At 40.9% G+C, this 22,311-nt stretch carries 25 protein-coding genes; 16 read left to right on the top strand and 9 right to left on the bottom strand.

The features are described 5' to 3' along the window. Positions 1-44: 44 nt before the first annotated feature. The 5 genes from uvrB to IPK31_08740 form a co-directional block, all read right to left on the bottom strand. Positions 45-2,084, bottom strand: coding sequence for an excinuclease ABC subunit UvrB (gene uvrB / locus IPK31_08760; protein ID MBK8088017.1), 2,040 nt, complete (start codon positions 2,082-2,084; stop codon positions 45-47). Between the two features lie 396 nt (positions 2,085-2,480). Continuing rightward, on the bottom strand, positions 2,481-3,047 hold the full coding sequence (locus tag IPK31_08755) for a hypothetical protein (GenBank protein MBK8088016.1): 567 nt from the start codon (positions 3,045-3,047) through the stop codon (positions 2,481-2,483). Beyond that, complete coding sequence (locus IPK31_08750) at positions 3,025-3,363, bottom strand: hypothetical protein (GenBank protein ID MBK8088015.1); 339 nt, start codon at positions 3,361-3,363, stop codon at positions 3,025-3,027. The genes IPK31_08755 and IPK31_08750 overlap by 23 nt, the downstream gene beginning before the upstream one ends. Positions 3,364-3,539: 176 nt before the next feature. Beyond that, positions 3,540-3,791, bottom strand: coding sequence for a hypothetical protein (locus IPK31_08745; GenBank protein ID MBK8088014.1), 252 nt, complete (start codon positions 3,789-3,791; stop codon positions 3,540-3,542). Between the two features lie 153 nt (positions 3,792-3,944). Further along, positions 3,945-4,319 carry a hypothetical protein gene (locus IPK31_08740; protein MBK8088013.1) on the bottom strand — a complete coding sequence of 125 codons (375 nt, stop codon included), beginning with the start codon at positions 4,317-4,319 and terminating at the stop codon, positions 3,945-3,947. A gap of 75 nt (positions 4,320-4,394) precedes the next feature. On the opposite strand from IPK31_08740, the gene IPK31_08735 reads away from it, so the two are divergent. Next, positions 4,395-4,988 carry a DUF479 domain-containing protein gene (locus IPK31_08735; protein MBK8088012.1) on the top strand — a complete coding sequence of 198 codons (594 nt, stop codon included), beginning with the start codon at positions 4,395-4,397 and terminating at the stop codon, positions 4,986-4,988. A 139-nt stretch (positions 4,989-5,127) separates the two neighbouring features. On the opposite strand, the gene IPK31_08730 is transcribed toward IPK31_08735, so the two are convergent. Continuing rightward, positions 5,128-6,438, bottom strand: a complete 1,311-nt coding sequence (locus tag IPK31_08730; protein MBK8088011.1) for an acetyl-CoA hydrolase/transferase family protein — start codon at positions 6,436-6,438, stop codon at positions 5,128-5,130. Between the two features lie 128 nt (positions 6,439-6,566). On the opposite strand from IPK31_08730, the gene IPK31_08725 reads away from it, so the two are divergent. From IPK31_08725 to IPK31_08690, 8 genes are all read left to right on the top strand, one after another. Further along, positions 6,567-7,139, top strand: a complete 573-nt coding sequence (locus IPK31_08725) for a DUF2911 domain-containing protein (protein ID MBK8088010.1) — start codon at positions 6,567-6,569, stop codon at positions 7,137-7,139. A gap of 186 nt (positions 7,140-7,325) precedes the next feature. Next, positions 7,326-9,203, top strand: a complete 1,878-nt coding sequence (gene asnB, locus IPK31_08720; protein MBK8088009.1) for an asparagine synthase (glutamine-hydrolyzing) — start codon at positions 7,326-7,328, stop codon at positions 9,201-9,203. Positions 9,204-9,306: 103 nt separating this feature from the next. After that, a complete protein-coding gene (locus tag IPK31_08715; protein ID MBK8088008.1) occupies positions 9,307-10,446 on the top strand; it encodes a cystathionine gamma-synthase in 1,140 nt (379 codons plus the stop codon). Continuing rightward, positions 10,446-11,210 carry a TIGR02757 family protein gene (locus IPK31_08710; protein MBK8088007.1) on the top strand — a complete coding sequence of 255 codons (765 nt, stop codon included), beginning with the start codon at positions 10,446-10,448 and terminating at the stop codon, positions 11,208-11,210. The genes IPK31_08715 and IPK31_08710 overlap by 1 nt, the downstream gene beginning before the upstream one ends. A gap of 12 nt (positions 11,211-11,222) precedes the next feature. Then, positions 11,223-11,432 (top strand): hypothetical protein, encoded by a 210-nt coding sequence (locus IPK31_08705; protein MBK8088006.1) that lies wholly within the window; start codon positions 11,223-11,225, stop codon positions 11,430-11,432. After that, entirely contained in the window at positions 11,425-11,754 is a 330-nt protein-coding gene (locus IPK31_08700; GenBank protein MBK8088005.1) for a hypothetical protein, read from the top strand. Before IPK31_08705 ends, IPK31_08700 begins: the two co-directional genes overlap by 8 nt. Before the next feature lie 82 nt (positions 11,755-11,836). Continuing rightward, entirely contained in the window at positions 11,837-12,850 is a 1,014-nt protein-coding gene (locus IPK31_08695; GenBank protein MBK8088004.1) for an alpha/beta hydrolase, read from the top strand. Positions 12,851-12,880: 30 nt separating this feature from the next. Next, positions 12,881-14,248, top strand: coding sequence for a Gfo/Idh/MocA family oxidoreductase (locus IPK31_08690; GenBank protein MBK8088003.1), 1,368 nt, complete (start codon positions 12,881-12,883; stop codon positions 14,246-14,248). 294 nt (positions 14,249-14,542) lie between these two features. Here IPK31_08690 and IPK31_08685 read toward each other — a convergent pair whose 3' ends face one another. Beyond that, complete coding sequence (locus IPK31_08685) at positions 14,543-15,418, bottom strand: cupin-like domain-containing protein (GenBank protein MBK8088002.1); 876 nt, start codon at positions 15,416-15,418, stop codon at positions 14,543-14,545. A 103-nt stretch (positions 15,419-15,521) separates the two neighbouring features. Between IPK31_08685 and IPK31_08680 the strand changes: the two genes are divergently transcribed. After that, the gene (locus IPK31_08680; protein MBK8088001.1) at positions 15,522-16,130 is read left to right on the top strand and encodes a threonylcarbamoyl-AMP synthase; all 609 of its coding nucleotides are present in this window, start codon (positions 15,522-15,524) and stop codon (positions 16,128-16,130) included. A gap of 49 nt (positions 16,131-16,179) precedes the next feature. On the opposite strand, the gene IPK31_08675 is transcribed toward IPK31_08680, so the two are convergent. Together IPK31_08675 and IPK31_08670 are read right to left on the bottom strand one after the other, a co-directional pair. Beyond that, on the bottom strand, positions 16,180-16,485 hold the full coding sequence (locus tag IPK31_08675; GenBank protein ID MBK8088000.1) for a hypothetical protein: 306 nt from the start codon (positions 16,483-16,485) through the stop codon (positions 16,180-16,182). 69 nt (positions 16,486-16,554) lie between these two features. Then, positions 16,555-17,163 carry a ribonuclease HII gene (locus IPK31_08670; GenBank protein ID MBK8087999.1) on the bottom strand — a complete coding sequence of 203 codons (609 nt, stop codon included), beginning with the start codon at positions 17,161-17,163 and terminating at the stop codon, positions 16,555-16,557. A gap of 95 nt (positions 17,164-17,258) precedes the next feature. Here IPK31_08670 and IPK31_08665 point away from each other — a divergent pair, with 95 nt between their 5' ends. The 6 genes from IPK31_08665 to IPK31_08640 all read left to right on the top strand — a co-directional run bounded on the left by IPK31_08665 (position 17,259) and on the right by IPK31_08640 (position 22,309). Next, a complete protein-coding gene (locus IPK31_08665) occupies positions 17,259-17,906 on the top strand; it encodes a Crp/Fnr family transcriptional regulator (protein MBK8087998.1) in 648 nt (215 codons plus the stop codon). 60 nt (positions 17,907-17,966) lie between these two features. After that, positions 17,967-18,764, top strand: coding sequence for a sulfite exporter TauE/SafE family protein (locus IPK31_08660; protein ID MBK8087997.1), 798 nt, complete (start codon positions 17,967-17,969; stop codon positions 18,762-18,764). Positions 18,765-18,852: 88 nt separating this feature from the next. Further along, positions 18,853-20,049 (top strand): NAD(P)/FAD-dependent oxidoreductase, encoded by a 1,197-nt coding sequence (locus IPK31_08655; protein MBK8087996.1) that lies wholly within the window; start codon positions 18,853-18,855, stop codon positions 20,047-20,049. Positions 20,050-20,166: 117 nt separating this feature from the next. After that, a complete protein-coding gene (locus tag IPK31_08650) occupies positions 20,167-21,585 on the top strand; it encodes an MBL fold metallo-hydrolase (protein ID MBK8087995.1) in 1,419 nt (472 codons plus the stop codon). 128 nt (positions 21,586-21,713) lie between these two features. After that, positions 21,714-21,992: a rhodanese-like domain-containing protein gene (locus IPK31_08645; GenBank protein MBK8087994.1), complete on the top strand. Its 279-nt coding sequence runs from the start codon at positions 21,714-21,716 to the stop codon at positions 21,990-21,992. 8 nt (positions 21,993-22,000) lie between these two features. Further along, positions 22,001-22,309: a rhodanese-like domain-containing protein gene (locus IPK31_08640; protein MBK8087993.1), complete on the top strand. Its 309-nt coding sequence runs from the start codon at positions 22,001-22,003 to the stop codon at positions 22,307-22,309. Positions 22,310-22,311: the final 2 nt, after the last annotated feature.

Raw genomic sequence — 22,311 nt, 5'->3', positions numbered from 1 at the left:
ATAAGCTTACTCCCAACATCAATGAATACAAACTAAGAGGTAATTTATTTCTTCATCTCTTCAAGCTCTTTCTGCATCCTGAACATCTCATCTCTCAGCCTTGCTGCTTCCATAAAATCAAGATCACGGGCTGCCTTCTCCATTTGCTTTTTGGTTTGGGCAATGGCTTTCTCCACCTGCGGAATGCTTTGGTACAGTTCCTGTTCTTCAGCAGCTGCACTCACTAACTCACCATCAGGAGCCATAGCGTATGGCTTGGATGTATCGTATCCTTTGATATCAAGCACAGAAGTTTGCTGCATCACCTGCTCAACACTTTTGATGATTGTTTTGGGTGTAATGCCATGTTTGATATTAAACTCAATTTGCTTTTCTCTTCTTCTGTTGGTTTCTTCAATGGTGCGGCGCATGCTTTCCGTCATCTTATCGGCATAGAAAATAACGAGACCATCCACATTTCTTGCAGCACGGCCTGCAGTTTGCGTTAAGCTTTTTTCATTGCGCAGGAAACCTTCTTTGTCTGCATCCAATATTGCAACCAATGAAACTTCAGGCAGATCCAATCCTTCACGTAATAAGTTTACACCTACCAGCACATCAATTGTTCCTAAACGAAGCTGACGAAGAATTTCAATTCGCTCCAGTGTATCCACTTCGCTGTGAATGTATTTTGATTTGATGTTGATGCGTGCCAGGTATTTATCCATTTCCTCTGCCATCCGTTTGGTAAGTGTGGTTACCAGTACACGATCGCCCTTCTTAATGCGTTTATCAATTTCATCCAATAAGTCATCAATCTGATTGACACTTGGACGGATTTCAATCGGCGGATCTAATAATCCTGTTGGCCGTACAACCTGTTCAACCAGTACACCTCCTGTCTTTTCCATTTCATAATCATCAGGTGTGGCACTTACAAATACCACCTGGTTAATGAGGCTTTCAAACTCATGAAAGTTTTGCGGACGGTTATCCAATGCACTCGGCAAACGGAACCCATAATCAACCAAAATCAGTTTCCTGCTTCTGTCGCCGCCATACATACCACTCACCTGCGGAATGGTTTGATGACTTTCATCAACCATCATCAAATAATCTTTCGGAAAATAATCGAGCAGACAATAAGGTCTGGTGCCGGGATATCTGCGATCAAAAAACCTTGAATAGTTTTCAATGCCATTGCAGTAACCCAGCTCACGGATCATTTCTAAATCATAATCGGTGCGTTCTTTCAAACGCTGTGCTTCAATATATTTTCCGGTGCTCTTAAAATATTCAACCTGTGCCGCTGCTTCATCCTGAATTTCATAAATGATTTCCTGCATCCTGTCTTTGGGTGCAATGTATAAGTTGGCAGGAAAGATGGCAGCGTTCTCCACTTTTGAAATGCGCTTGCCCAACTTTACATCAATGGTTTCAATTTCTTCAATATCATCGCCAAAGAAGGTAATGCGGTAACCGAAATCAACATACGGCAAATTGATATCAACCGTATCGCCTTTCACTCTGAATGTTCCTCTTGTAAAATCACCCTGCGAACGGTTGTACAAACTGTTAACCAGTGAATGTAAAAATCCCTGTCTTGAAAGTGTTTGTTTTTTCTCGATGCGGATAATTCCGTTTTCAAAATCAATGGGGTTACCCATACCATAGATGCAACTTACGCTGGCTACTACTATAATATCTCTTCGACCGCTTAACAACTCACTTGTTGCCTGCAGTCTGAGTTTATCGAGTTCTTCATTAATGCTGAGATCTTTTTCAATGTAAGTGCCGCTCACGGGCATATATGCTTCTGGCTGATAGTAATCGTAATAGCTTACAAAATAGCCGACTGCATTATCAGGAAAAAACTGTTTGAACTCACCATACAATTGTGCCACCAGTGTTTTGTTATGTGTCAGCACCAGTGTTGGTTTCTGCACATTCTGAATGACATTGGCCATGGTAAATGTTTTACCGCTGCCGGTAACACCGAGCAGGGTCTGGTATTTTTCTCCATTCAGAATTCCTTCGGTAAGTTGCTGAATGGCCTGTGGCTGATCGCCTGCGGGTGCGTATGGTGAATGAAGTTTGAACGGCATGGGGTAAAGTTAGGAACAGATTGCATCCTGAACAGCTTCCTTTTTTTAAACTTAAAATAATTATAAACAGTTTACGTATGCAGAGATTTCTCCTTCGTCGAAATGACGGCACTCCGAAAATTTATAATGACTGTTATTACTCATGCTGTATTATCCGTCATGTCGAGGAACGAGACATCTCCGTGAACAGAATCTGAAAGAAATAAAATAAGATTTGTTTTATAAAAAACTATCTAAAAATAGTTGTGTAAAGAAAATACAGTACTAAAATGACAGCCCCTAAGCTTAAAAATAGTTTGACTAGTATTCCAAAAAATTCTCCCGTCGCCCCGGGGTCTGGCTTGCAAAATCTCAATACCCGGGAAGCCGCCCATGCCGACCCCGGGATTTCAACAGTTACATCACCTCTTCAACCCTCAGCAATTTACTGTATCCGCTTTTACCATCTTCATAAAATGCTGCGCTTGAATCTTCATAGCGTAAGAAATCTGCTGCCAGCATCCATTTACCACTTGTTGGATTATGATGAATATAATCCAGCTTCTGATAAATAAATTCTGTTGATACACATTCTTTAGCATCAAAGCTGTCTTCAAATACTTTATGCAATTGTCCTTTTTTACGTTCACTCTCTTTTACACCTGCAGCTAATTGGACGAGCATGGCTTCATCATTAGCAGCAATAAGCCGTTTGATTATTTCATATGCCATAAACCGTTTTCCGTTTCCGATGATGGTATTTAATGATGTTGGCATTTGCGGAAAGTACAGCAATGCATGTATATGATTAGGCATGATAACATAGCCTGTTGTGCGTATGTTTTGTGTGTACAAGTAATCAAACCACTTGTACACGGTATCATATGCATCCGTGAGTTGAAAAAGCGGAAGCCAGTTATAACAGGTGAAGGTTATAAAGTAAATGCTGTTCGATTGCTGTTCATGTTGTGAGCGGACAGGCATAGATAAATGTACTAAAACATCTGCAGGGTTCTGATTCCCGGGGTCGGAGGCCAGACCCCGGGCTGACCAATTGTCCTTTTTTACGTTCACTCTCTTTTACACCTGCAGCTAATTGGACGAGCATGGCTTCATCATTAGCAGCAATAAGCCGTTTGATTATTTCATATGCCATAAACCGTTTTCCGTTTCCGATGATGGTATTTAATGATGTTGGCATTTGCGGAAAGTACAGCAATGCATGTATATGATTAGGCATGATAACATAGCCTGTTGTGCGTATGTTTTGTGTGTACAAGTAATCAAACCACTTGTACACGGTATCATATGCATCCGTGAGTTGAAAAGCGGAAGCCAGTTATAACAGGTGAAGGTTATAAAGTAAATGCTGTTCGATTGCTGTTCATGTTGTGAGCGGACAGGCATAGATAAATGTACTAAAACATCTGCAGGGTTCTGATTCCCGGGGTCGGAGGCCAGACCCCGGGCTGACCATCAAGATAACTTCAATTGACTTTCTAACTCTTTAATCCTTGCTAAAAAGAAACTTCGTTTTGCGTCATCTTCGGTTGTAAAATATAGTATTTCCAAATCGCAAATTACATTTGACATCAGTTCACGATAATCATATAAGTGACTTTCAGTAATATCATTTCGAATAGATTCAAAAGATCTTATCAGTTCAAACTCATTCAGACTATAATTTTTAAACTTCTCAATTACCTTTTTAATTTCTTCTTTTTTCATAATTCTTTCTTACGTTCCCCGAAAGTACAAATGAAATCATTCTGACTCCCGGGGTCGGAGGCCAGACCCCGGGCTGACCTCCAATGGCGCAGACAAACAACGGCGTAACGGTTTTTCAACCCCATAAAAAAACCGGCCAAAGCCGGTTGAAATTTAATTGTTTCCTCCACCCTGTCCGTTTCGCCTCTTCTGCATTTCCCCCTCCTGCTCTTTGCGCAGTTTGGCGAGTTTTTCTTTCTGTTCGGGAGTAAGCAATAAATCGATCTGTTCATTGTATTTCTTACGGATGGTTCCCATTTGTTCTCTTTGCGCCTCGGGTGTAAGTGCAGTGTTGTTACGTACAGCCTGTGCTTCTTCCCGCTGTTTGTCCTGAATCACTTTAACTTTTTCCTGCTGATCCTTGGTAAGGTTCAGTTCCTGGTAAAGATCACGGCGGTTCATTCTGCCTTTAGAAGTATCTGCAGGTGTTTGTGCCTGTGCCATTGCACCAACGCAGATAAAAAGCAATAAAAATTGAAGTACTTTCATGTCTAATAATATTTGATTTGAACTGGATTAGACGGCGGTTCTGCAAAAAGCTTACGCCGCCTGTAAAAAAACTGTATGAACTACCTCGCCCACGCCTATCTCTCTTTTCATGATCCCGAAATACTGGTGGGGAATATGATCAGTGATTATGTAAAGGGTAAAAAGAAGTTTGATTATCCGGCCGGCATTCAAAAGGGAATGGAGATTCACCGGGCCATTGATACGTTTACCGATGATCATGCAATAACCAAAAGGGCAAAAGAGATTTTCCGTCCGCATTATCGTTTATATGCAGGCGCTTTTGTAGATGTGGTGTATGATCATTACCTGGCAACGGATGAAACCATTTTCAGCAATACAGCAGCACTTCATCAATTTGCAACAGAAACCTACCAAACACTTGAACCGTTTAACGGACTCTTTCCTGAACGTTTTGCCATGATGTTTCCTTACATGAAAACGCAGAACTGGTTATACAATTACCATGAGCGATGGGGAATCGAAAAAAGTTTACATGGAGTGGTACGTCGTTCCACCTACTTAACAGAAAGTGCCACTGCCTTCCGTTTGTTTGAAGAAAACTTTGATGAGCTGCAGGAATGTTATGATGAATTTTTCCCTTTACTGTTAGCGTTTGTACAAAACAAGTTGAAGGAATATAATGGTTGAGGTATGCCATACCTAAGAACACTACTTAAAATAAATCAGAGAGATCACAGGTATGGCATACCTATTCAGACCTTATGATAAATTGATGTACACCCGATAGCTATCGGGTCACCCGTTGGGTGAACAGATATCAGACCAATTAGTGAATATAAGAATCATACACCAGGAAATGTTTGAACCGTTCCACACAGGCACGCTCCAGCATTTCCCTGTCATCGGGATGTGCAATATCAATTAAGAGCTTGGCCCTTTGCCGCAGATTTTTTCCATACAAATGTGCAACGCCATATTCGGTAACCACATAATGAATATGTCCACGGGTGGTAACAACGCCGGCTCCCTGTTTTAAAAACGGAACGATCCTGTTCATTCCTTTTGCAGTTCGTGAGGTTAGGGCAATGATGGGTTTACCACCTTCGCTCAACGCAGCACCACGCATAAAAACCATTTGCCCGCCAATACCGCTGTACTGAGTTGTACCAATACTGTCGGCACAAACCTGCCCGGTAATATCCACTTCAATGGCACTGTTAATGGCAATTACTTTCGGGTTACGGCGGATGACATGCGGATTATTGACATAATCAATATCGAGAAAAGCAAAGGCCGGGTTATCATCCACATAATCATATAATCTTCTTGTGCCCACAGCAAACCCGGTAACTGATTTATTGGGATGAATGTTTTTCTTGGTGTTGTTGATGATGTCGTTTTCAACCAGGTCAATAATTCCATCGCTGCACATTTCTGTATGTACGCCGAGGTTTTTATGATTGTGAAGTGATTTCAAAACTGCATCGGGAATGGTGCCGATCCCCATTTGCAATGTGCTTCCATCATCAATCATTTCAGCAATGTAACGGCCGATTTTCAATTCATCATCCCCCACTTTACAACCATAATCCACTTCAGGTAAAGCTTCTTTTTCATATACAACGGAAGTAAAACGGTCGGTATGGATCAAACTGTCGCCATGAGTACGTGGTACATTGGGGTTGATTTGTGCAATAATATGTTTGGCAGTGTTTACGGCACTGCGGGCAATATCAACACTTACACCCAAAGAACAGTAACCATGTTTATCAGGAGGAGAAACCTGTACAAGTGCCACATCAATGGGCAGGTAGCCTTTTTTGAAAAGGTCAGGGATGTCGCTGAGGAACACAGGAATAAAATCGGCACGGCCTTCATTCACTGCCCTGCGCACACTTTCGCTTACAAACATGCAGTTGATATGAAAGTTGTCGACGTACTCCGGTTTGTCGATGGTGATATCACCGGCCACGGTAATAAAAACCATTTCTACGTTATGCAAACGATGCGACTGTTTGGCCAGTTCACGCAGTAAATACAAAGGCGTCTGTGCACTGCCCTGTACAAAAACACGGTCGCCACTTTGAATGACGGACAGTGCTTCTTCAGCAGATTGGTAAGTAAGTTCCTGGTACATAGCTTTAAAATTAAGCAATATTAACACTTGTTAGTTGTGATAATCATGCCCATAAGCAGGATAAGTGGTGATTTCCGGCAGCAATGTTTCAGCTAAATTTGCGTTTAGAAAAACAAACAAATCGACTAATGAAATTTCTCCTCTCTTCCCTGTTATTTTTAGCTCTTGGATTTACGGTTACTGCACAGAACGGTTCTAAGTTGCCTCCTCTTGACAAATCGCCCATGGACATGGCTTATTACCCGGTAAATTATCCCATTCTCCGCATTCAACCCAATAAAGTAACAGAACAGCTGATTGCCAGAGTGGTGTACAGCCGCCCTTCGAAAAGCGGACGTAAAGTGTTTGGTGAACTGGTGGAAGATGGAAAAGTGTGGCGGCTTGGAGCCAATGAAGCAACTGAGATTGAATTTTTCCGTGATGTAAAAATTGGCGGCAAAACTGTGAAGAAGGGACGTTATACGATGTATGCACTTGAAAACCCAGTTAAATGGACACTCATCATCAATAAAGAAACGGATATCTGGGGAGCGTTTAAATACGATGCAGCAAAAGATGTGGTTCGTAAAGAATGTGCCGTTACTCGAACAGCAGATATGGTTGAATCATTTACCATGACCTTTGAAAAGATTACTGATAAAAGCATCAACCTGGTGATGAACTGGGATGATGTGCTGGTGAGGATGCCGATTAGCTGGTGAGGATGTGTACGGTGTTAGATGTACGAGGTACGCTTGCCCGACGAAGCTTTAGCGTAGTTGGGATGTAAGAAGTGAACTAAACTTTACGCAGTTTGATAAATAATCAGAACTCCGCAAATAAACCTGCGGAGTTTTTTTATTGCAGCATTTTTGGTTATTGTGTTTTGAATTTTGAATATTTACAGCATGTGTGGTATTGCAGGAATTATATCAGTGAATCAGCAGTTTGTTTCAACAGAAAGGTTGAAAGCAATGACAGATGCCATTGCTCATCGTGGACCTGATGGGGAAGGTTTCTGGATCAGTGAAAACAAAACAGCTGGGTTTGGTCACAGGCGTTTGGCGATTATTGATTTGAGTGATGCGGCTGCACAGCCAATGCACCTCACCCCCAACCCCTCTCCAACGGGAGAGGGGAGAAAACCCCGCTACACAATTACCTACAATGGTGAGATCTACAATTACATTGAACTCAAAGAAGAACTGCTGAAGAAAGGATATCAGTTCCGTACACAATCCGATACAGAAGTTATTCTTGCAGCTTATGATTGCTGGAAAGAAGAATGCCTGCAGCAGTTTGATGGAATGTTTGCTTTTGCGATCTGGGATGAACAGGAGCAGACGGTTTTTTCAGCAAGGGACCGATTTGGCGAAAAGCCTTTCTATTATTTTTTTGATGGCGAGCAGTTTGTCTTTGCCAGTGAAATGAAAGCATTGTGGGCAGGAGGAATAAAAAAAGAGATCAATCATTCCATGCTGCTGAATTATATTGGTTTGGGCTGGGTGAAAAATCCGGTTGATCTGTCGCAGACATTTTATAAAAATATTATCTGCTTATCACAGTCGCATTATTTGAAATTAAGTTTGAAGGATGGTAAGAATGAAATCACTCAATACTGGGACCTTGATAAAGAAACCGTTTCAACCATCAGCGAAGCAGAAGCCATTGAACAGTTTCAATCTTTATTCAGCACATCCATTAAAAGAAGATTAAGAAGTGATGTTGAAGTGGGTACAAGTTTGAGTGGTGGCTTAGACAGTGCATCCATTGCTGCAAACATCAAAACCCAAAATCCAAATTCCAAATTCCAGGTATTCACCGCTTCCTTTCCCGGTTTTGAAAAAGATGAAACGGCTTATGCCAAACAGGTAGCTGATCAGTTTCAGTTACAGCAGTTCACAGTTACACCCACTGCAGAAACTTTGTTGAACGATATTCAGAAATTGATCTATCACCAGGAAGAACCTTTTCAATCGAGCAGCATCTATGCACAATACAAAGTATATGAACTGGCAAAACAGCATGGAGTAAAAGTGATTCTTGATGGACAGGGTGCTGATGAAATACTGGCGGGTTATTATAAATATATTCATTGGTTTTTACAGGAGAAAGTGAAGAGGCGGGAGTCGTCAGTTGTGAGTCGTGAGATGAAAGCATTAACAACAAACAACATTCCGTTTGAATGGAGCTGGAAGAATAAAATCGCAGCAAGGTTTCCGGAGATTGCTGCTGTACAACTGGAAAGTAAAGCATTTAAAGAAATCAAATTCGGTGCTGGTATTGATGCTGCTTATTTCAAAGAACATATCAATAAACACGCCATCTTCAAACCAATCGTCCGCAAGCTGAATGATCTGCTTTATTACAATACCATGCAGTTTGGCCTGGAAGAATTACTCCGCTATGCCGATCGTAACAGTATGGCACATGGAAGAGAAGTGCGGTTGCCGTTTCTGAATCATGAATTGGTACAGTTTGTTTTTTCATTACCATCGCATTATAAAATTCATAACGGCTTTACCAAATACATTCTGCGTGAAAGTATGAAGCAGGTCTTACCATCTTCCATTGTTTACCGAACAGATAAGGTAGGTTATGAACCCCCGCAGCAGCAATGGATGCATACGCCGAGCTTTACTGAACTGCTGATGGAAAGCAGGAAGAAATTAGTAACTGAAAAGATCATTCGTGCCAATGTATTACAGCAACCCATCCATGCCAAAGCAGCACATGCTGTTAATAATGACGACTGGCGCTATTTCTGTGCGGCGAATCTTTTCTAAATCCTCATCGTAGCAATCCGTGATCTGACGCCAACTTCGGATGGCGAAAACAGTTCATAACAATTCGTCAGACGTGGGCGTCAGACGAGATAAAACATACAGAATGAAACTCGATACAAAAGTTATTCATGCCGGTGCTCATCCCGATCCTTCAACCGGTGCAATCATGACACCAATTTATCAAACAAGTACGTATGTGCAGGAAGCGCCGGGAGTAAACAAAGGTTTTGAATATGCAAGAAGTCAGAACCCAACACGTAAAGCTTTGGAAGAAGCTATTGCAATCATTGAAAACGGTCAGTTTGGTTTGGTGTTTGGCAGTGGTGTTGCTGCAACTGATGCGGTAATTAAATTATTAAGCCCGGGTGATGAAGTGATTGCAGCGAGTGATATGTATGGTGGCACATACCGGCTGTTCATGAAAGTGTTTGAAAAATTCGGAATCAAATTTATTTATGTTGATACTACCAACCCGGAGAATGTAAAAGCAGTTGTTACGGCTAATACAAAACTCATCTGGCTGGAAACACCAACCAACCCATTGATGAATATCACCGATATCAAAGCCATTGCTGCTGTTTCCAAACAGGCTGGCGCTTTGCTTTGTGTTGATAATACATTTGCTTCGCCTTACCTGCAAAATCCATTAGATCTTGGTGCTGATATTGTGATGCATTCGGCTACTAAATATTTAAGCGGACACAGTGATGTGATCCAGGGTTGCCTGGTGATGAATGATGCTGAGCTTCGTGAAAAATTATACTTCATTCAAAAAAGCTGCGGTGCAGTTCCCGGACCAATGGATTGTTTTTTGGTGCTGCGTGGAATTAAAACACTTGCGGTACGAATGAAAGCACATTGTGAGAACGGTGAAAAGATTGCACACTGGCTGAAAGCAAATCCGAAAGTGGCGAAGGTTTACTGGCCGGGCTTTACGGATCATCCGGGTTATGCCATTGCAAAAGAACAGATGCGTGGCTTTGGCGGCATGATCAGTTTTGAATTAAAGAACGACAGTGTGGAAGAAGCCAAACGTGTTTTATCATCCACTCATTTATTTTCTTTAGCTGAAAGTTTAGGTGGAGTTGAAAGTTTGATCAATCATCCTGCAAGTATGACGCATGCAAGTATTCCGAGAGAAAAACGAATCAAGGATGGCTTGAGTGATTCACTCATCCGTTTAAGTGTGGGTATTGAAGATGCAGATGATTTGATTGCTGATTTAGCCAAAGCGATTGGGTAATGAAACAGGAAGAATTAAAACGATTTCTCAATAAGAAGGTTGATTTGTACAATCAACCTTCTTTCATTAAAGATGACCCCATTTCTATTCCTCACCTGTTTACCAGGCAGCAGGATATTGAAATAGCAGGATTCTTTGCTGCAATTTTTTCATGGGGCAACCGTACCACTATCATCAACAAATCAACAGAACTGATGCAGTTAATGGAAATGCAGCCGCATGCATTTTGTCTTCACTATGATTCTGATCGATTGAAAAAATTAAGCAGATTTAAGCACCGCACATTTAACGCTGATGATCTGTACTACTTCATTGAATTTTTTCAGCAGCATTATTCAAAGTATGATTCATTAGAAACTGCTTTCTTTCCCAAAAATGGAATGACCGTGGAAGAAGGATTGAATCAGTTCAAACACAATTTCTTTGCTCATGAACATCTGAAACGAACAGAGAAACATGTTTCATCGCCCCTGCAAAAATCAACCTGCAAAAGACTGAACATGTACCTGCGCTGGATGGTTCGTAATGATAAGAAAGGTGTTGACTTCGGCATCTGGAAAAATATTCAGCTTTCCCAATTGATCTGTCCGCTGGATGTGCATGTATCAAGAGTTGCCCGGCAGTATGGGCTTCTTCACCGCAAACAAAATGATTGGGAAGCAGCATTGGAACTCACTGCCAATCTCCGTACCTTAGATAAGAACGATCCCGTAAAATATGATTTTGCGTTGTTTGGAACAGGTGTGATGGAAAATAAACTTTAGACAACAATTCAAATGAACCCGGTTAAAATCATTCAGTTTTTCATTCTGCTTCTGGTTAATTTTATTATTGTTGCATTAATTAACTATGGCTTTTTAATATGGATAGCAAATAAAGCAGATACAACCATTGCCTCCGTTCTCGTTAAAAGTGCAATCATGGCAATTGTGTTAACAGTACTGTTTACGTTCTATAATAAAAAGAAAGACAAGTCAGGTGAGTGATCCGAATCATGATATCATCCCTTTGCTCAACAAAGAGCTTTCACTGGAGCTTCCGGAAAACATTTCTCTGTCTGAATTAAAAGAAGAACTCACTCAATACATCAACCAGCTCATCAATACCGATTTTGAAAAACTCATCTTCTATCTCTACCGCATTGATGTACACGAAGCAAAAATGAAACAGCTGCTGCAGGCACATGAAGGTGAAAATGCTGCTTCACTGATTGCCCAGCTAATTATTGACCGGCAGGTACAGAAAATAAAAACAAGAGCTGAGTTTACTGCATCTGCTGCTGATCAGAGCAGTGAAGAAAGATGGTAAGAATTATTTTTTTGCTGAAAACTGCAACAGCTGCTCAACATCTCTTCCAAAACAGTAATTTTAAGACATCAACCACCTGCATATGAAGTTCATTAAACGATTGCTGAAATGGGTATTCATTGTCCTGATTGTTTTGATTGTTGCCTATTTCCTTGGGCCGAGACCATCATCCCCCACTTATACAAATAATTTGCCTTCTGTTCCTGCTGATGCTGTTGCATTAGAAGCATATATCAAACAAAACGAAGCACAGCATAAAGTAAAACCGGAGAACGAAGCAAGAATCATCTGGGCCAATGATTCAGCGAAACAAAAAACAGAATATGCTATTGTTTACCTGCATGGTTTTTCTGCCTCACAGGAAGAAGGTGACCCGGTACATACAAGCATTGCCAAAAAGTTCGGCTGCAATTTATATTTAGCAAGACTGGCAGAACATGGAATTGACACTACAGAAGAACTCATGAATCTTACTGCTGAAAAATACTGGGAAACGGTGAAGCAGGCTTATGCTATCGGCAAAGAACTTGGCAGTAAAGTTATCATCATGGGCACTTCAACCGGTGGCACAAATGCATTGCAGCTCGCCGCTAATTACCCGGAGATTGCTGCACTTATTTTGCTATCGCCTAATATCGCTATTAAAGATCCCAATGCATGGCTGGCGAATAATCCATGGGGTTTGCAGATTGCAAGAATCGTTAAAGGATCCAACTATAATACCACAAAAGATCAACGGGACATTTACAAAAAATACTGGAACTCACATTATCGCCTGGAGGCAATTGTAAATCTGCAGGAATATTTAGAAACAACTATGAACCCGGTAACATTTGTCCGAATCAAACAACCCACATTGATGCTGTATTATTACAAAGATGATGTGCACCAGGATAGTGTGGTGAAGGTTAGTGCTATGCTGAAAATGTTTGACGAGCTTGGCACAGTTCCTGAACTGAAAAGAAAACTGGCGATGCCGAATACAGGTGATCATGTGCTGGGGAGTTATGTAAAATCAAACGATTACCAGGGAGTGGAAGCAGAGATCACTAAATTTATGATGGATGTACTGCGGATGAAAACAATTCAGCAATAAATAATTCTTTACTCATTAATATCAAAGCTTATGTCTCCTTTATCACGCCGGGATGTATTAAAAGCATTGGGAATTTCCATTGGTGGAACAGTATTACCACTCTCATCATGGGCAACCAATGAACTGGGCGAAAAAATTATACTCCCCGATTTCAGCAACAGTTTACAACTTGATAAACCAGTTACAGCCATCACATGTGGTGCAGGAAACCGTGGCAATGTGTACGGTGGTTTTTCTTTGCAATATCCTGATCAGCTGGATATTGTTGGTGTAGCTGAACCAATTGCCATCCGTAATGAACGTTATGCAAAAAAACATAACATCAAAGATGAAAACCGTTTTGTTACATGGGAAGATGTATTTAAACGACCAAAATTCGCTGATGCGATTATTATCACCACTCCTGATAACCTGCATTACGGTCCCTGTATGAAAGCATTGGAAATGGGTTACAATGTGTTGCTTGAAAAACCTATTTCTCCCAGTGAAAAAGAATGCCGTGATATTTTAGCCATGACCAAGAAAACAGGAAAAATCGTTGCCGTTTGTCATGTGCTTCGTTATGCTCCTTACTTTGTTGAGCTGCGTAAAATTATACAAAGTGGCGTGCTGGGTAAAGTAATGAGTGTACAGCACCTGGAGCCGATTGAACACATTCACATGAGTCATTCTTATGTGCGTGGCAACTGGCATAACAGTAAAGAAACAACACCGATCATTCTTGCAAAGAGTTGTCATGACCTGGATATTCTCCGCTGGATGCTTGACAAACAAAGCAAAAGCATTCATGCTATGGGCGATCTCAGCTGGTTCAATCAATCCAATGCACCCGAAGGAAGTACAGCACGCTGCAGCGATGGATGCAAAGTGGAAGCAAGCTGTCCTTATTCTGCTTTAAAAATTTATTACCGTGAACGTGGCCGCAATTATGTGTTCGATTTGCCGGAAGAAAAAGATAAGCAGGCGGCCTATGTACTTGAACAGTTGAAAACAACCAACTACGGCAGGTGTGTTTATAAAATGGATAATGATCAGCCCGATCATTATATCACAAACATTCAGTTCGACGGTGGAGTAACAGCCAGCTTCAGTATGGAAGCCTTTACTTCTTATGAAGGAAGAAGAACAAGAGTGATGGGAAGTTTGGGTGATGTGGTTGGTGATATGACCAGTTTTGTGCATACCGATTTTCAAACACGCAAAAAAACAGAATGGAAAACTGCAACAGATGGACATGGGGGCGGCGACTGGCGTTTAGCTGCAAACTTCGTAGAGGCTATTGCAAAGAATGATGCCTCTCTTTTAACTTCCACCATTGATGCTTCCATTGAAAGTCATTTAATGGGATTTGCTGCGGAACAAAGCAGGAAAGAAAAGAGGGTGGTAAAGATCAGCTGATAAAAAAATACAGCATAAAAAAGTGGGCCCGGATAGAAATCCTGGGCCCTTTTGCTTACCTCTGAAACCACAAAAAAATCGTTGTTCTCAGAAAACTGGTTTCATGGAGTTATCCATCATAAAAGAATATTTGTTGTAATCACTTACAGGCCGAACGAAAAGTTCATCAGCTGGATATGGAGAGAAAGAAAGCTATGCAAGGGAAATTGGAAATGGGTAATAACAGGAAACAGATGTGATGGGTTGCAATATAGAGCGCAGTTCTTGAATTTGCAAGCACTGTTAAGAAATACATCAGGAAAGTACTTTATCAGCCGCTTCAAAGGCCTTTTTCTTTTTATAGGCATACCACCATTGCGGGGCTGTTTTCTTCAGCATGGTATCAATACTCCTCATTCCGAATAAGTTCCATACACCCCTGAGTTTGGGAACAACTCCCTCTTGTAAAGCCCTAAGGCTCATAGCAAAACCACTGTCTATATATTCCATATGATGCCAGCAACCGGCAGGCATAAACAGCGTATCGCCATGCTCCATCACGGCTTCAAATCCGGTTGCGTGTTTTATGGCAGGGAATGTATTGTAATCAGGATTGCCATTTTGTTCACTGTAGCGGCTGAAATCAGCAAGGCTCAGTACTTCAAATGGCTTTCGGTACAGTTTGTACTGTTCTTCAAAAGGAAATAACAGCACCCGTTTACGACCAACAAACTGTGTATGCAGGATATGTGAAAGATCAATATCGAAATGCATATGTGTTATGGAAGATGCACCTCCTGCAAACAGCATCGGGTATTTTTTTACAAAGCCGGTCAGGTATTCTTCCGGCCAGGTAAAATCCTGTGTGAGCTGCGGTGCATGATCAAAAATATTAAAAAGAAAAAGCCTCCATGCTGCAGGGCCTTTCGAAATTATATCAATATACTCTCCAAAGGTTTTATAATCATCGGCTGTATTAATGGGTGTATAGGCATCGCTTTTGATATTATTATAAATACCCACACGGTGATGCCCTGCCACTTCTTTTAAAAAATTCCAATCCCATTTCTGAAACGCTGGCCAGGTTTTAGCCAGTGATTTAATGATAACAGGTTTGCCGGTTAGATAATAGTCTTTACGGAATTGTTCCGCACTGAGCTGATCATATGTATCAATCGGTTTTAGTTGCATAAAAGCGGCTGGTATATTGAAGTATTAAATATAAATGAACTGCCGCAATTATAATAAAATCAATATCATAAAATTCATCCCCCTAAATTCTTATTTTTAACACATGCTCTTGCATGTACATCCTCTTAACCCGCAGCCGAGGCAGATCAAAACAATTATTGACTGTTTGAAAAGTGGGGGCATTATCATTTACCCAACCGACACCATTTATGGTTTGGGTTGTGATATTTTTCAGCAGAAAGCCATCGAACGCATCTGCCGAATTAAAAATGTTGATCCGCAGAAAGCACAGTTATCATTTATCTGTAACGATTTGAGCGATCTGAGTACCTATACAAAAAGCATCTCCACTCCTTTATACCGCTTATTGAAACAACATCTTCCCGGCCCATATACATTCATTCTGCCTGCCAGTAAAGAAGTGCCAAGGATTTTAAAAAGTAAAAAAGATACTATTGGTTTGCGTGTGCCAGATAATCTCATTGCCCGAACCATTGTGCAGGAACTGGGTCACCCTATTTTGAGTGCTTCGTTGCCTGGAGAAATGGTGGAAGAATATACTGATCCCGAACTGATGCAGGAAAACTTTAAAAAATTAGTTGACCTCGTTGTGGATGGTGGTATTGGCGGCATGACTCCTTCTACCATTGTTGATTGCACAGAAGAAATGCCGGTTGTTATCAGGGAAGGATTGGGTGAATGGGCGGAATAAAAAACGCCCCGGAAAAACCGGAGCGTTATGTATGTTGCGAAAAAGAATGTTATCCTCTTGTTCTGCGATTATGTACCGCAATATGACGTTGTCTTTTATACTGCCTCATTTCCTTTCTGATATGTTTTCTTTCCATTGGCCCAATTTTACCATCGTTGCGTTTGGCCATGCGGATATCACGGCGGATATGCTGCTTCTTTTTTTGTAAATGAATGGCTTCACCCTTGGTTATTTTTCCCTGGCGAAGATGATGCCCGTAAGCATGATGTTTTCTTGTCTGTTTTACCTGTGCTGATGCAGTTATACTAATGCCTGCAAAGAGGAGGATGAACAGGAGTAATAATTTAGTTTTCATGTGTAAATGTTTAGTTTTTTTGCTGTTAATAATCCAATCTATGACGGAGCACTAAAGCAAAAGTTTAAACTACTGCTGAAAAAGCTCTTCTTCCTGATTTGGCTGAATATTGAACGACATGCGGTGGTGTACACATAAACCAAACTCTTCAATGGCCTTGCGGTGCTCAGCTGTTCCGTAACCTTTATTCCGTTCCCAGTTGTACTGCGGAAAGTCTTTGTGCAGGTTCAGCATGTATTCATCCCTGTAAGTTTTGGCTAAAATGCTGGCGGCGGCAATGGAGGCAAAGCGTCCATCGCCTTTTACAAAGCATTTATGTGGAGTCCGTTTGTATTTAATGAAGCGGTTACCGTCAATCAATAACAATTGAGGTTTTTGTTTGAGTTCATCCAATGCAAGGTGCATGGCTTTGAACGATGCTTTAAGTATATTGATCCGGTCAATTTCTGCTGCTTCCACTTTTGCTACAGCAAAGCTTAAGGCTTCCTGTTCAATGATCAGCCGCAAACTATCCCTGTCTTTTTCTTTTACCTGCTTGGAATCGTTGAGCAACGGATGATAAAAGTCTTTTGGTAATATCACAGCTGCTGCATAGACTGGTCCGGCATAACAACCCCTGCCCGCTTCATCACAGCCGGCTTCGGTTAACTCATCCTGGTAAAATGAAAGTAATGACATTTAACATCAAAAATAAGGGGCCTCTTTGAAACCCACCCCTAAATCCCCTCTCAAAGGGAACTTTTTAAAACCAAAATAAAGTTCAACATTTGTATATGAGTATTACGCAACTAAGCGACAATTTGCTGCGCAGCAATTATCCGCTCTTCGAAGAAGGTCTCATCAATGAAATTGAAGAAACCGGCGAATTCAAAATTTTTAAAGCCAATGAAATAATGATGCGGAAGGGGCAATTTATCCGCAGCACCATGCTCATGTTAAACGGTCTCATTAAAATTTACCGGGAAGATGATGACGGAAACGAATTTCTCATGTACTACCTCAAACCCGGCGAAGCTTGTGCACTCTCCATGGTTTGTGCTGCCAAACATGAGGCAAGCCCTATCATGGCAAAAGCAGTGAATGAAACAGAAGTGATGATGGTACCGGTTGATACCATGAGTGAATGGATGAGTAAATATAAAAGCTGGTACCAGTTTGTAATTGAAACCTACCGTGCACGCTTTGATGAGCTCCTTATTACGCTTGATAATGTTGCCTTCAGAAGCATGGATGAGCGGCTGGAGTTTTATTTAAAACGGGCAAAAGAAGCACAGCATACAAACACAATCGAAATAAGCCACCAGGAAATTGCACATGAACTCAATACATCAAGAGAAGTAATATCCCGGCTGCTGAAAAAGATGGAACAAAAGGGAATGCTGGACTTACACCGCAATGTTATTGAGCTGAAGAATATCTGATCTCTTTGCTTTGTCATCTGAATAACCCAACTTGCAGGAAATAGACTCACATTTGCAATCATGGAAATAGTTGGTTATATCGCATCCATTTTAATTGGTCTTTCATTGGGTCTTACCGGTGGCGGTGGCTCCATCCTAACCGTACCTGTATTGGTTTACCTTTTTAATGTTGAACCTGTACTTGCAACAGGCTACTCACTGTTCATTGTTGGTGCAACCAGTTTTGTCGGCGGTATTAAATCATACATGTACAAACAGGTTGACTTCAGAGCCGTATCCCTGTTTGGAATACCATCTATCTTCTCCATTTTCATTGCACGGCATTTTGTATTGCCCATCATTCCTGAAACTGTGTTCCATATCTCCGGCTATGCGGTGCAGCGGGGAAGTTTTTTAATGATTGTGTTTGCTGTGCTGATGCTCGTTGCTTCTTTTTTTATGGTCAGCCCGAAAAAAGAAACGGAAGCTGAGGAAGAAGAAGTGCAGCAATACAAATCGCTTTCACTCCTTATCCCCGGTTTGCTTGTTGGCTTCATCACCGGTTTATTGGGTGCAGGCGGCGGGTTTATGATTATACCGGCACTGGTGCTCATCCTGCATCTGTCGATGAAAAAAGCTATCGGCACATCCTTACAAATTATCGCTATCAATTCCATCTTTGGGTTTTTATTCAGCATCAAACAATTTTCCTTTAACTGGAATTTACTTCTGCTGACCACTGCGTTAGCAATTGTTGGGGTTATTGCAGGAACTTATTTCTCCAAAAAAATCGACAATAGACTGTTGAAAAAAATATTTGCCGGCTTTGTAATTGCTATGGCTGTATTTATACTTGTTAAAGAATTGTTCTTTCATTAAAATATTGGTTGAAGATTAGCCCTCTGTGATATAAGTTACTCCGGGCAAGTGGAAACAAATCTATTTTCCCTCTTCAAAACAATATGCCATGCCATCTAAACATCAAATTATTATTATCGGCGGAGGTAACGCCGGTATTTCGGTAGCCGCACAATTACTGCGCAAAAACAAATCACTTGACATTGCTGTTATTGATCCTGCAGACAAACATTACTATCAGCCAGCCTGGACTCTTGTTGGAAGCGGAGCTTTTGACATAAAAGATACTGAGCGGAATGAAGCCGATGTAATGCCAAAAGGCGTTAGATGGATAAAGCAAAAAGTTGTTACACTCTTACCCGACAGCAATACTGTACAGATAGATAATGGAGAAAATCTTACGTATGATTTCCTGGTTGTTGCTCCCGGCATTCAATTAAACTGGGGTGCAATAAAAGGACTGAAAGAAGCAATTGGGAAAAACGGCGTTTGCAGTAATTACAGTTTTGCAACCGCTCCTTATACATGGGAGTGTATCAAAAATTTTAAAGGCGGCAAAGCTATCTTTCATAATCCGCATACGCCCGTAAAATGCGGAGGTGCCCCACACAAGATCATGTATATGGCTGCAGATTATTTTCGCAAACAGGGCATCTTAGATAAATGCAACATACAATACTGGAGCGGTGCAGCAAAATTGTTTGCAGTACCTGTATATGAAAACACACTCTTAAAAGTTGTTGAAAGAGGCAGCATTAAACTGAATTTCATGGAGCGGCTCGAAGAGATAGATGCAGTAAACAAACGTGCAAGGTTTGTGGGCTTTGGAGAAACAAATAAAGATGTGGAAACATGGGTTGATTATGATATGATTCATGTTACCCCACCGCAAAGTGCTCCTGATTTTGTAATGAACAGTCCGCTTGCAAATGCAGCAGGTTGGGTTGATGTAAATGCGAACACACTTCAGCATGTAAAATATCAGAATGTTTTTTCACTTGGCGATGCGTCAGGGCTTCCTACTTCAAAAACGGGTGCTGCCATCCGCAAACAGGCTCCGGTGCTGGTGGCAAACCTGTTGTCGGCTGTTAAAAAAGAACCGATGACTTCGAGTTATACAGGTTATACTTCCTGCCCTTTGCTTACCGGTTACGGCAAATTGGTTTTAGCTGAGTTTGATTATAACAATCAGCCAATGGAAACCTTTCCATTCGATCAGAGTAAAGAAAGATGGAGTATGTACCAGTTAAAGAAAAGAGGATTACCCTGGCTGTACTGGAATAAAATTTTAACGGGCAAGGCATAAACACAGGTAAAAAACAATTTAACAAAACCAGTTTTTCAATGTGACTAAAGTCATAGTTCACGGCTTGCAGAAGTTGCAAATTTGCTGAATCAATTAATACTAAAAATAAACATCAATATGAAGATAGAACAGATCTATACCGGTTGTTTGGCACAGGGTGCTTACTACATCGAAAGTGAAGGTGAAGCTGTGGTGATTGATCCGTTGCGTGAAGTAAAACCATACATGCAGAAAGCAATGAACAGCAATGCTAAAATCAAGTATGTATTTGAAACACATTTTCATGCTGATTTTGTAAGCGGTCATCTTGATTTAGCAAAACAAACAGGGGCAACAATTGTATATGGCCCAACAGCCAAACCAAATTTTGATGCACACGTTGCAGCAGATGGTGAAGAAATTAAAGTGGGTAAGATCAGTTTTAAGATCCTTCACACTCCCGGTCATACAATGGAATCAACCTGTTATTTGCTGAAGGATGAGAACGGAAAAGATGTTGCTCTCTTTTCAGGTGATACATTATTTATCGGCGATGTTGGCCGTCCTGATCTTGCGCAGAAAGTAATTGCAGAATTAACACAGGATAAACTGGCAGCTCATTTATATGATTCACTTCATAATAAGATCATGCCTTTGGCTGATGATATTATTGTTTACCCTGCACACGGTGCAGGCAGTGCATGCGGCAAGAATATGAGCAAAGAAACTTCCGACACACTGGGTCATCAGAAGGCAACCAACTATGCGTTGCAACCAATGACGAAAGAAGCTTTCATGAAAGAAGTGCTCACAGGATTAACTCCTCCTCCACAATATTTCCCGTTGAATGTGCTGATGAACATCCAGGGTTACGACAGTATTGATGATGTGCTGAAACGTGGTACACAGGCTTTGAGCCCGGAAGCATTTGAAACTGCAGCAAATGAAACAGGTGCGTTGATCTTAGATACAAGAGATGCAGAAGTTTTCTCAAAAGGTTTTATTCCCAACTCTATTAATATTGGTATCGATGGCAATTTTGCTCCCTGGGTTGGTGCAATGATCCCTGACGTAAAACAGGAAATTCTGCTGGTAACAGACGAAGGACGTGAAGAAGAAGTGGTAACAAGACTTGCCCGTGTTGGTTATGATCATTCAATTGGATACATCAAAGGAGGTTTTAATGCCTGGCAAAATGCAGGAAAAGAAATTGATAGCATTCAACGGGTATCTGCCGATGAACTTGTCGGCATTCTTGCAAAAGATCCCGCAACAAATATCCTGGATGTGCGTAAGAAAAGCGAGTATAACAGCGAACATTTAGTTGATGCAGAAAATGCAAGCCTGGATTATATTAATGAAAGCATGCTGAAGGTGGATAAAAATAAAACCTACTATGTGCATTGTGCAGGCGGTTACCGCTCCATGGTTTTTGCTTCAATTCTCAAAGCCCGTGGATACGACAACCTGATTGATGTAAGAGGTGGTTTTAAAGAGCTGAAACAAACAGGTAAGTTTAAAGTAACTGATTACGTTTGTCCCACCACACTTTTATAAGCAGCAAAGTTTAAGGCAAAATAAAAGGAGACTTATTCAGAATCTAAGTCTCCTTTCTTTCAATAAATCTGAACAGGTGTTCTGAGAAAAATATCTGAAAATTTTATAACAATACTTAAATTAAAAAAATGACACTAAAAGAAATCGTAAACAATCCCCAAACAACAATTATTGACGTTCGTTCAGAAGGTGAATTTCAATCAGGACATTTTCCCGGAGCAAAAAACATTCCGTTGAATGTAATTACTCAGAAAGTAGATGAGTTGAAACAGATTAAAAACCCAATCGTTGTGTACTGTATGTCTGGCGCAAGAAGTAACAGCGCAGCGTCTTACCTGAAGCAGGTTGGCATTGAAAATATTTATGATGCAGGCGGAATTTATTCTATTATGAATCTTAAAAACTAAAATGAATCATGTTGAGTTTTATTAAAAAATTGTTTGGACCTGGCACAGATTATAAAGCATTGGTTGCCGATGGAGCAGTAGTTGTAGATGTAAGAACTCCCCAGGAGTATAAAGGTGGCCACATAAAAGGGTCATTAAATATTCCTGTTAATATAATTGGGCAGAAAGTAAATGACCTGAAGAAAAAAGGGAAGCCGGTTATTACCTGCTGTGCAAGCGGTATGAGAAGCAGCTCTGCCGCAAGTATTTTAAAACAGGCAGGAGTTGAAGCATACAATGGCGGTTCATGGGGCGGCCTGCAAAATAAAATTTCTTAAGA

Source organism: Chitinophagaceae bacterium (assembly GCA_016713085.1).
Classification (GTDB): domain Bacteria; phylum Bacteroidota; class Bacteroidia; order Chitinophagales; family Chitinophagaceae; genus Lacibacter.
Note: the sequence above shows the minus strand (reverse complement) of the source record. Positions and strands in the feature narration are given on the sequence as shown.

What these genes read in the sequence shown, in the direction of transcription:
- IPK31_08755 (MBK8088016.1), bottom strand. Translation starts at nt 3,047, where the DNA reads ATGCCTGTCCGCTCACAACATGAACAGCAATCGAACAGCATTTACTTT.
- IPK31_08725 (MBK8088010.1), top strand. Translation starts at nt 6,567, where the DNA reads ATGAAATTTCTCCTCTCTTCCCTGTTATTTTTAGCTCTTGGATTTACG.
- asnB (MBK8088009.1), top strand. Translation starts at nt 7,326, where the DNA reads ATGTGTGGTATTGCAGGAATTATATCAGTGAATCAGCAGTTTGTTTCA.
- IPK31_08670 (MBK8087999.1), bottom strand. Translation starts at nt 17,163, where the DNA reads ATGTCATTACTTTCATTTTACCAGGATGAGTTAACCGAAGCCGGCTGT.
- IPK31_08655 (MBK8087996.1), top strand. Translation starts at nt 18,853, where the DNA reads ATGCCATCTAAACATCAAATTATTATTATCGGCGGAGGTAACGCCGGT.
- IPK31_08690 (MBK8088003.1), top strand. Translation starts at nt 12,881, where the DNA reads ATGTCTCCTTTATCACGCCGGGATGTATTAAAAGCATTGGGAATTTCC.
- IPK31_08645 (MBK8087994.1), top strand. Translation starts at nt 21,714, where the DNA reads ATGACACTAAAAGAAATCGTAAACAATCCCCAAACAACAATTATTGAC.
- IPK31_08705 (MBK8088006.1), top strand. Translation starts at nt 11,223, where the DNA reads ATGAACCCGGTTAAAATCATTCAGTTTTTCATTCTGCTTCTGGTTAAT.
- IPK31_08660 (MBK8087997.1), top strand. Translation starts at nt 17,967, where the DNA reads ATGGAAATAGTTGGTTATATCGCATCCATTTTAATTGGTCTTTCATTG.
- IPK31_08680 (MBK8088001.1), top strand. Translation starts at nt 15,522, where the DNA reads ATGCTCTTGCATGTACATCCTCTTAACCCGCAGCCGAGGCAGATCAAA.
- IPK31_08730 (MBK8088011.1), bottom strand. Translation starts at nt 6,438, where the DNA reads ATGTACCAGGAACTTACTTACCAATCTGCTGAAGAAGCACTGTCCGTC.
- uvrB (MBK8088017.1), bottom strand. Translation starts at nt 2,084, where the DNA reads ATGCCGTTCAAACTTCATTCACCATACGCACCCGCAGGCGATCAGCCA.
- IPK31_08710 (MBK8088007.1), top strand. Translation starts at nt 10,446, where the DNA reads ATGAAACAGGAAGAATTAAAACGATTTCTCAATAAGAAGGTTGATTTG.
- IPK31_08740 (MBK8088013.1), bottom strand. Translation starts at nt 4,319, where the DNA reads ATGAAAGTACTTCAATTTTTATTGCTTTTTATCTGCGTTGGTGCAATG.
- IPK31_08745 (MBK8088014.1), bottom strand. Translation starts at nt 3,791, where the DNA reads ATGAAAAAAGAAGAAATTAAAAAGGTAATTGAGAAGTTTAAAAATTAT.
- IPK31_08640 (MBK8087993.1), top strand. Translation starts at nt 22,001, where the DNA reads ATGTTGAGTTTTATTAAAAAATTGTTTGGACCTGGCACAGATTATAAA.
- IPK31_08650 (MBK8087995.1), top strand. Translation starts at nt 20,167, where the DNA reads ATGAAGATAGAACAGATCTATACCGGTTGTTTGGCACAGGGTGCTTAC.
- IPK31_08695 (MBK8088004.1), top strand. Translation starts at nt 11,837, where the DNA reads ATGAAGTTCATTAAACGATTGCTGAAATGGGTATTCATTGTCCTGATT.
- IPK31_08735 (MBK8088012.1), top strand. Translation starts at nt 4,395, where the DNA reads ATGAACTACCTCGCCCACGCCTATCTCTCTTTTCATGATCCCGAAATA.
- IPK31_08675 (MBK8088000.1), bottom strand. Translation starts at nt 16,485, where the DNA reads ATGAAAACTAAATTATTACTCCTGTTCATCCTCCTCTTTGCAGGCATT.
- IPK31_08685 (MBK8088002.1), bottom strand. Translation starts at nt 15,418, where the DNA reads ATGCAACTAAAACCGATTGATACATATGATCAGCTCAGTGCGGAACAA.
- IPK31_08665 (MBK8087998.1), top strand. Translation starts at nt 17,259, where the DNA reads ATGAGTATTACGCAACTAAGCGACAATTTGCTGCGCAGCAATTATCCG.
- IPK31_08715 (MBK8088008.1), top strand. Translation starts at nt 9,307, where the DNA reads ATGAAACTCGATACAAAAGTTATTCATGCCGGTGCTCATCCCGATCCT.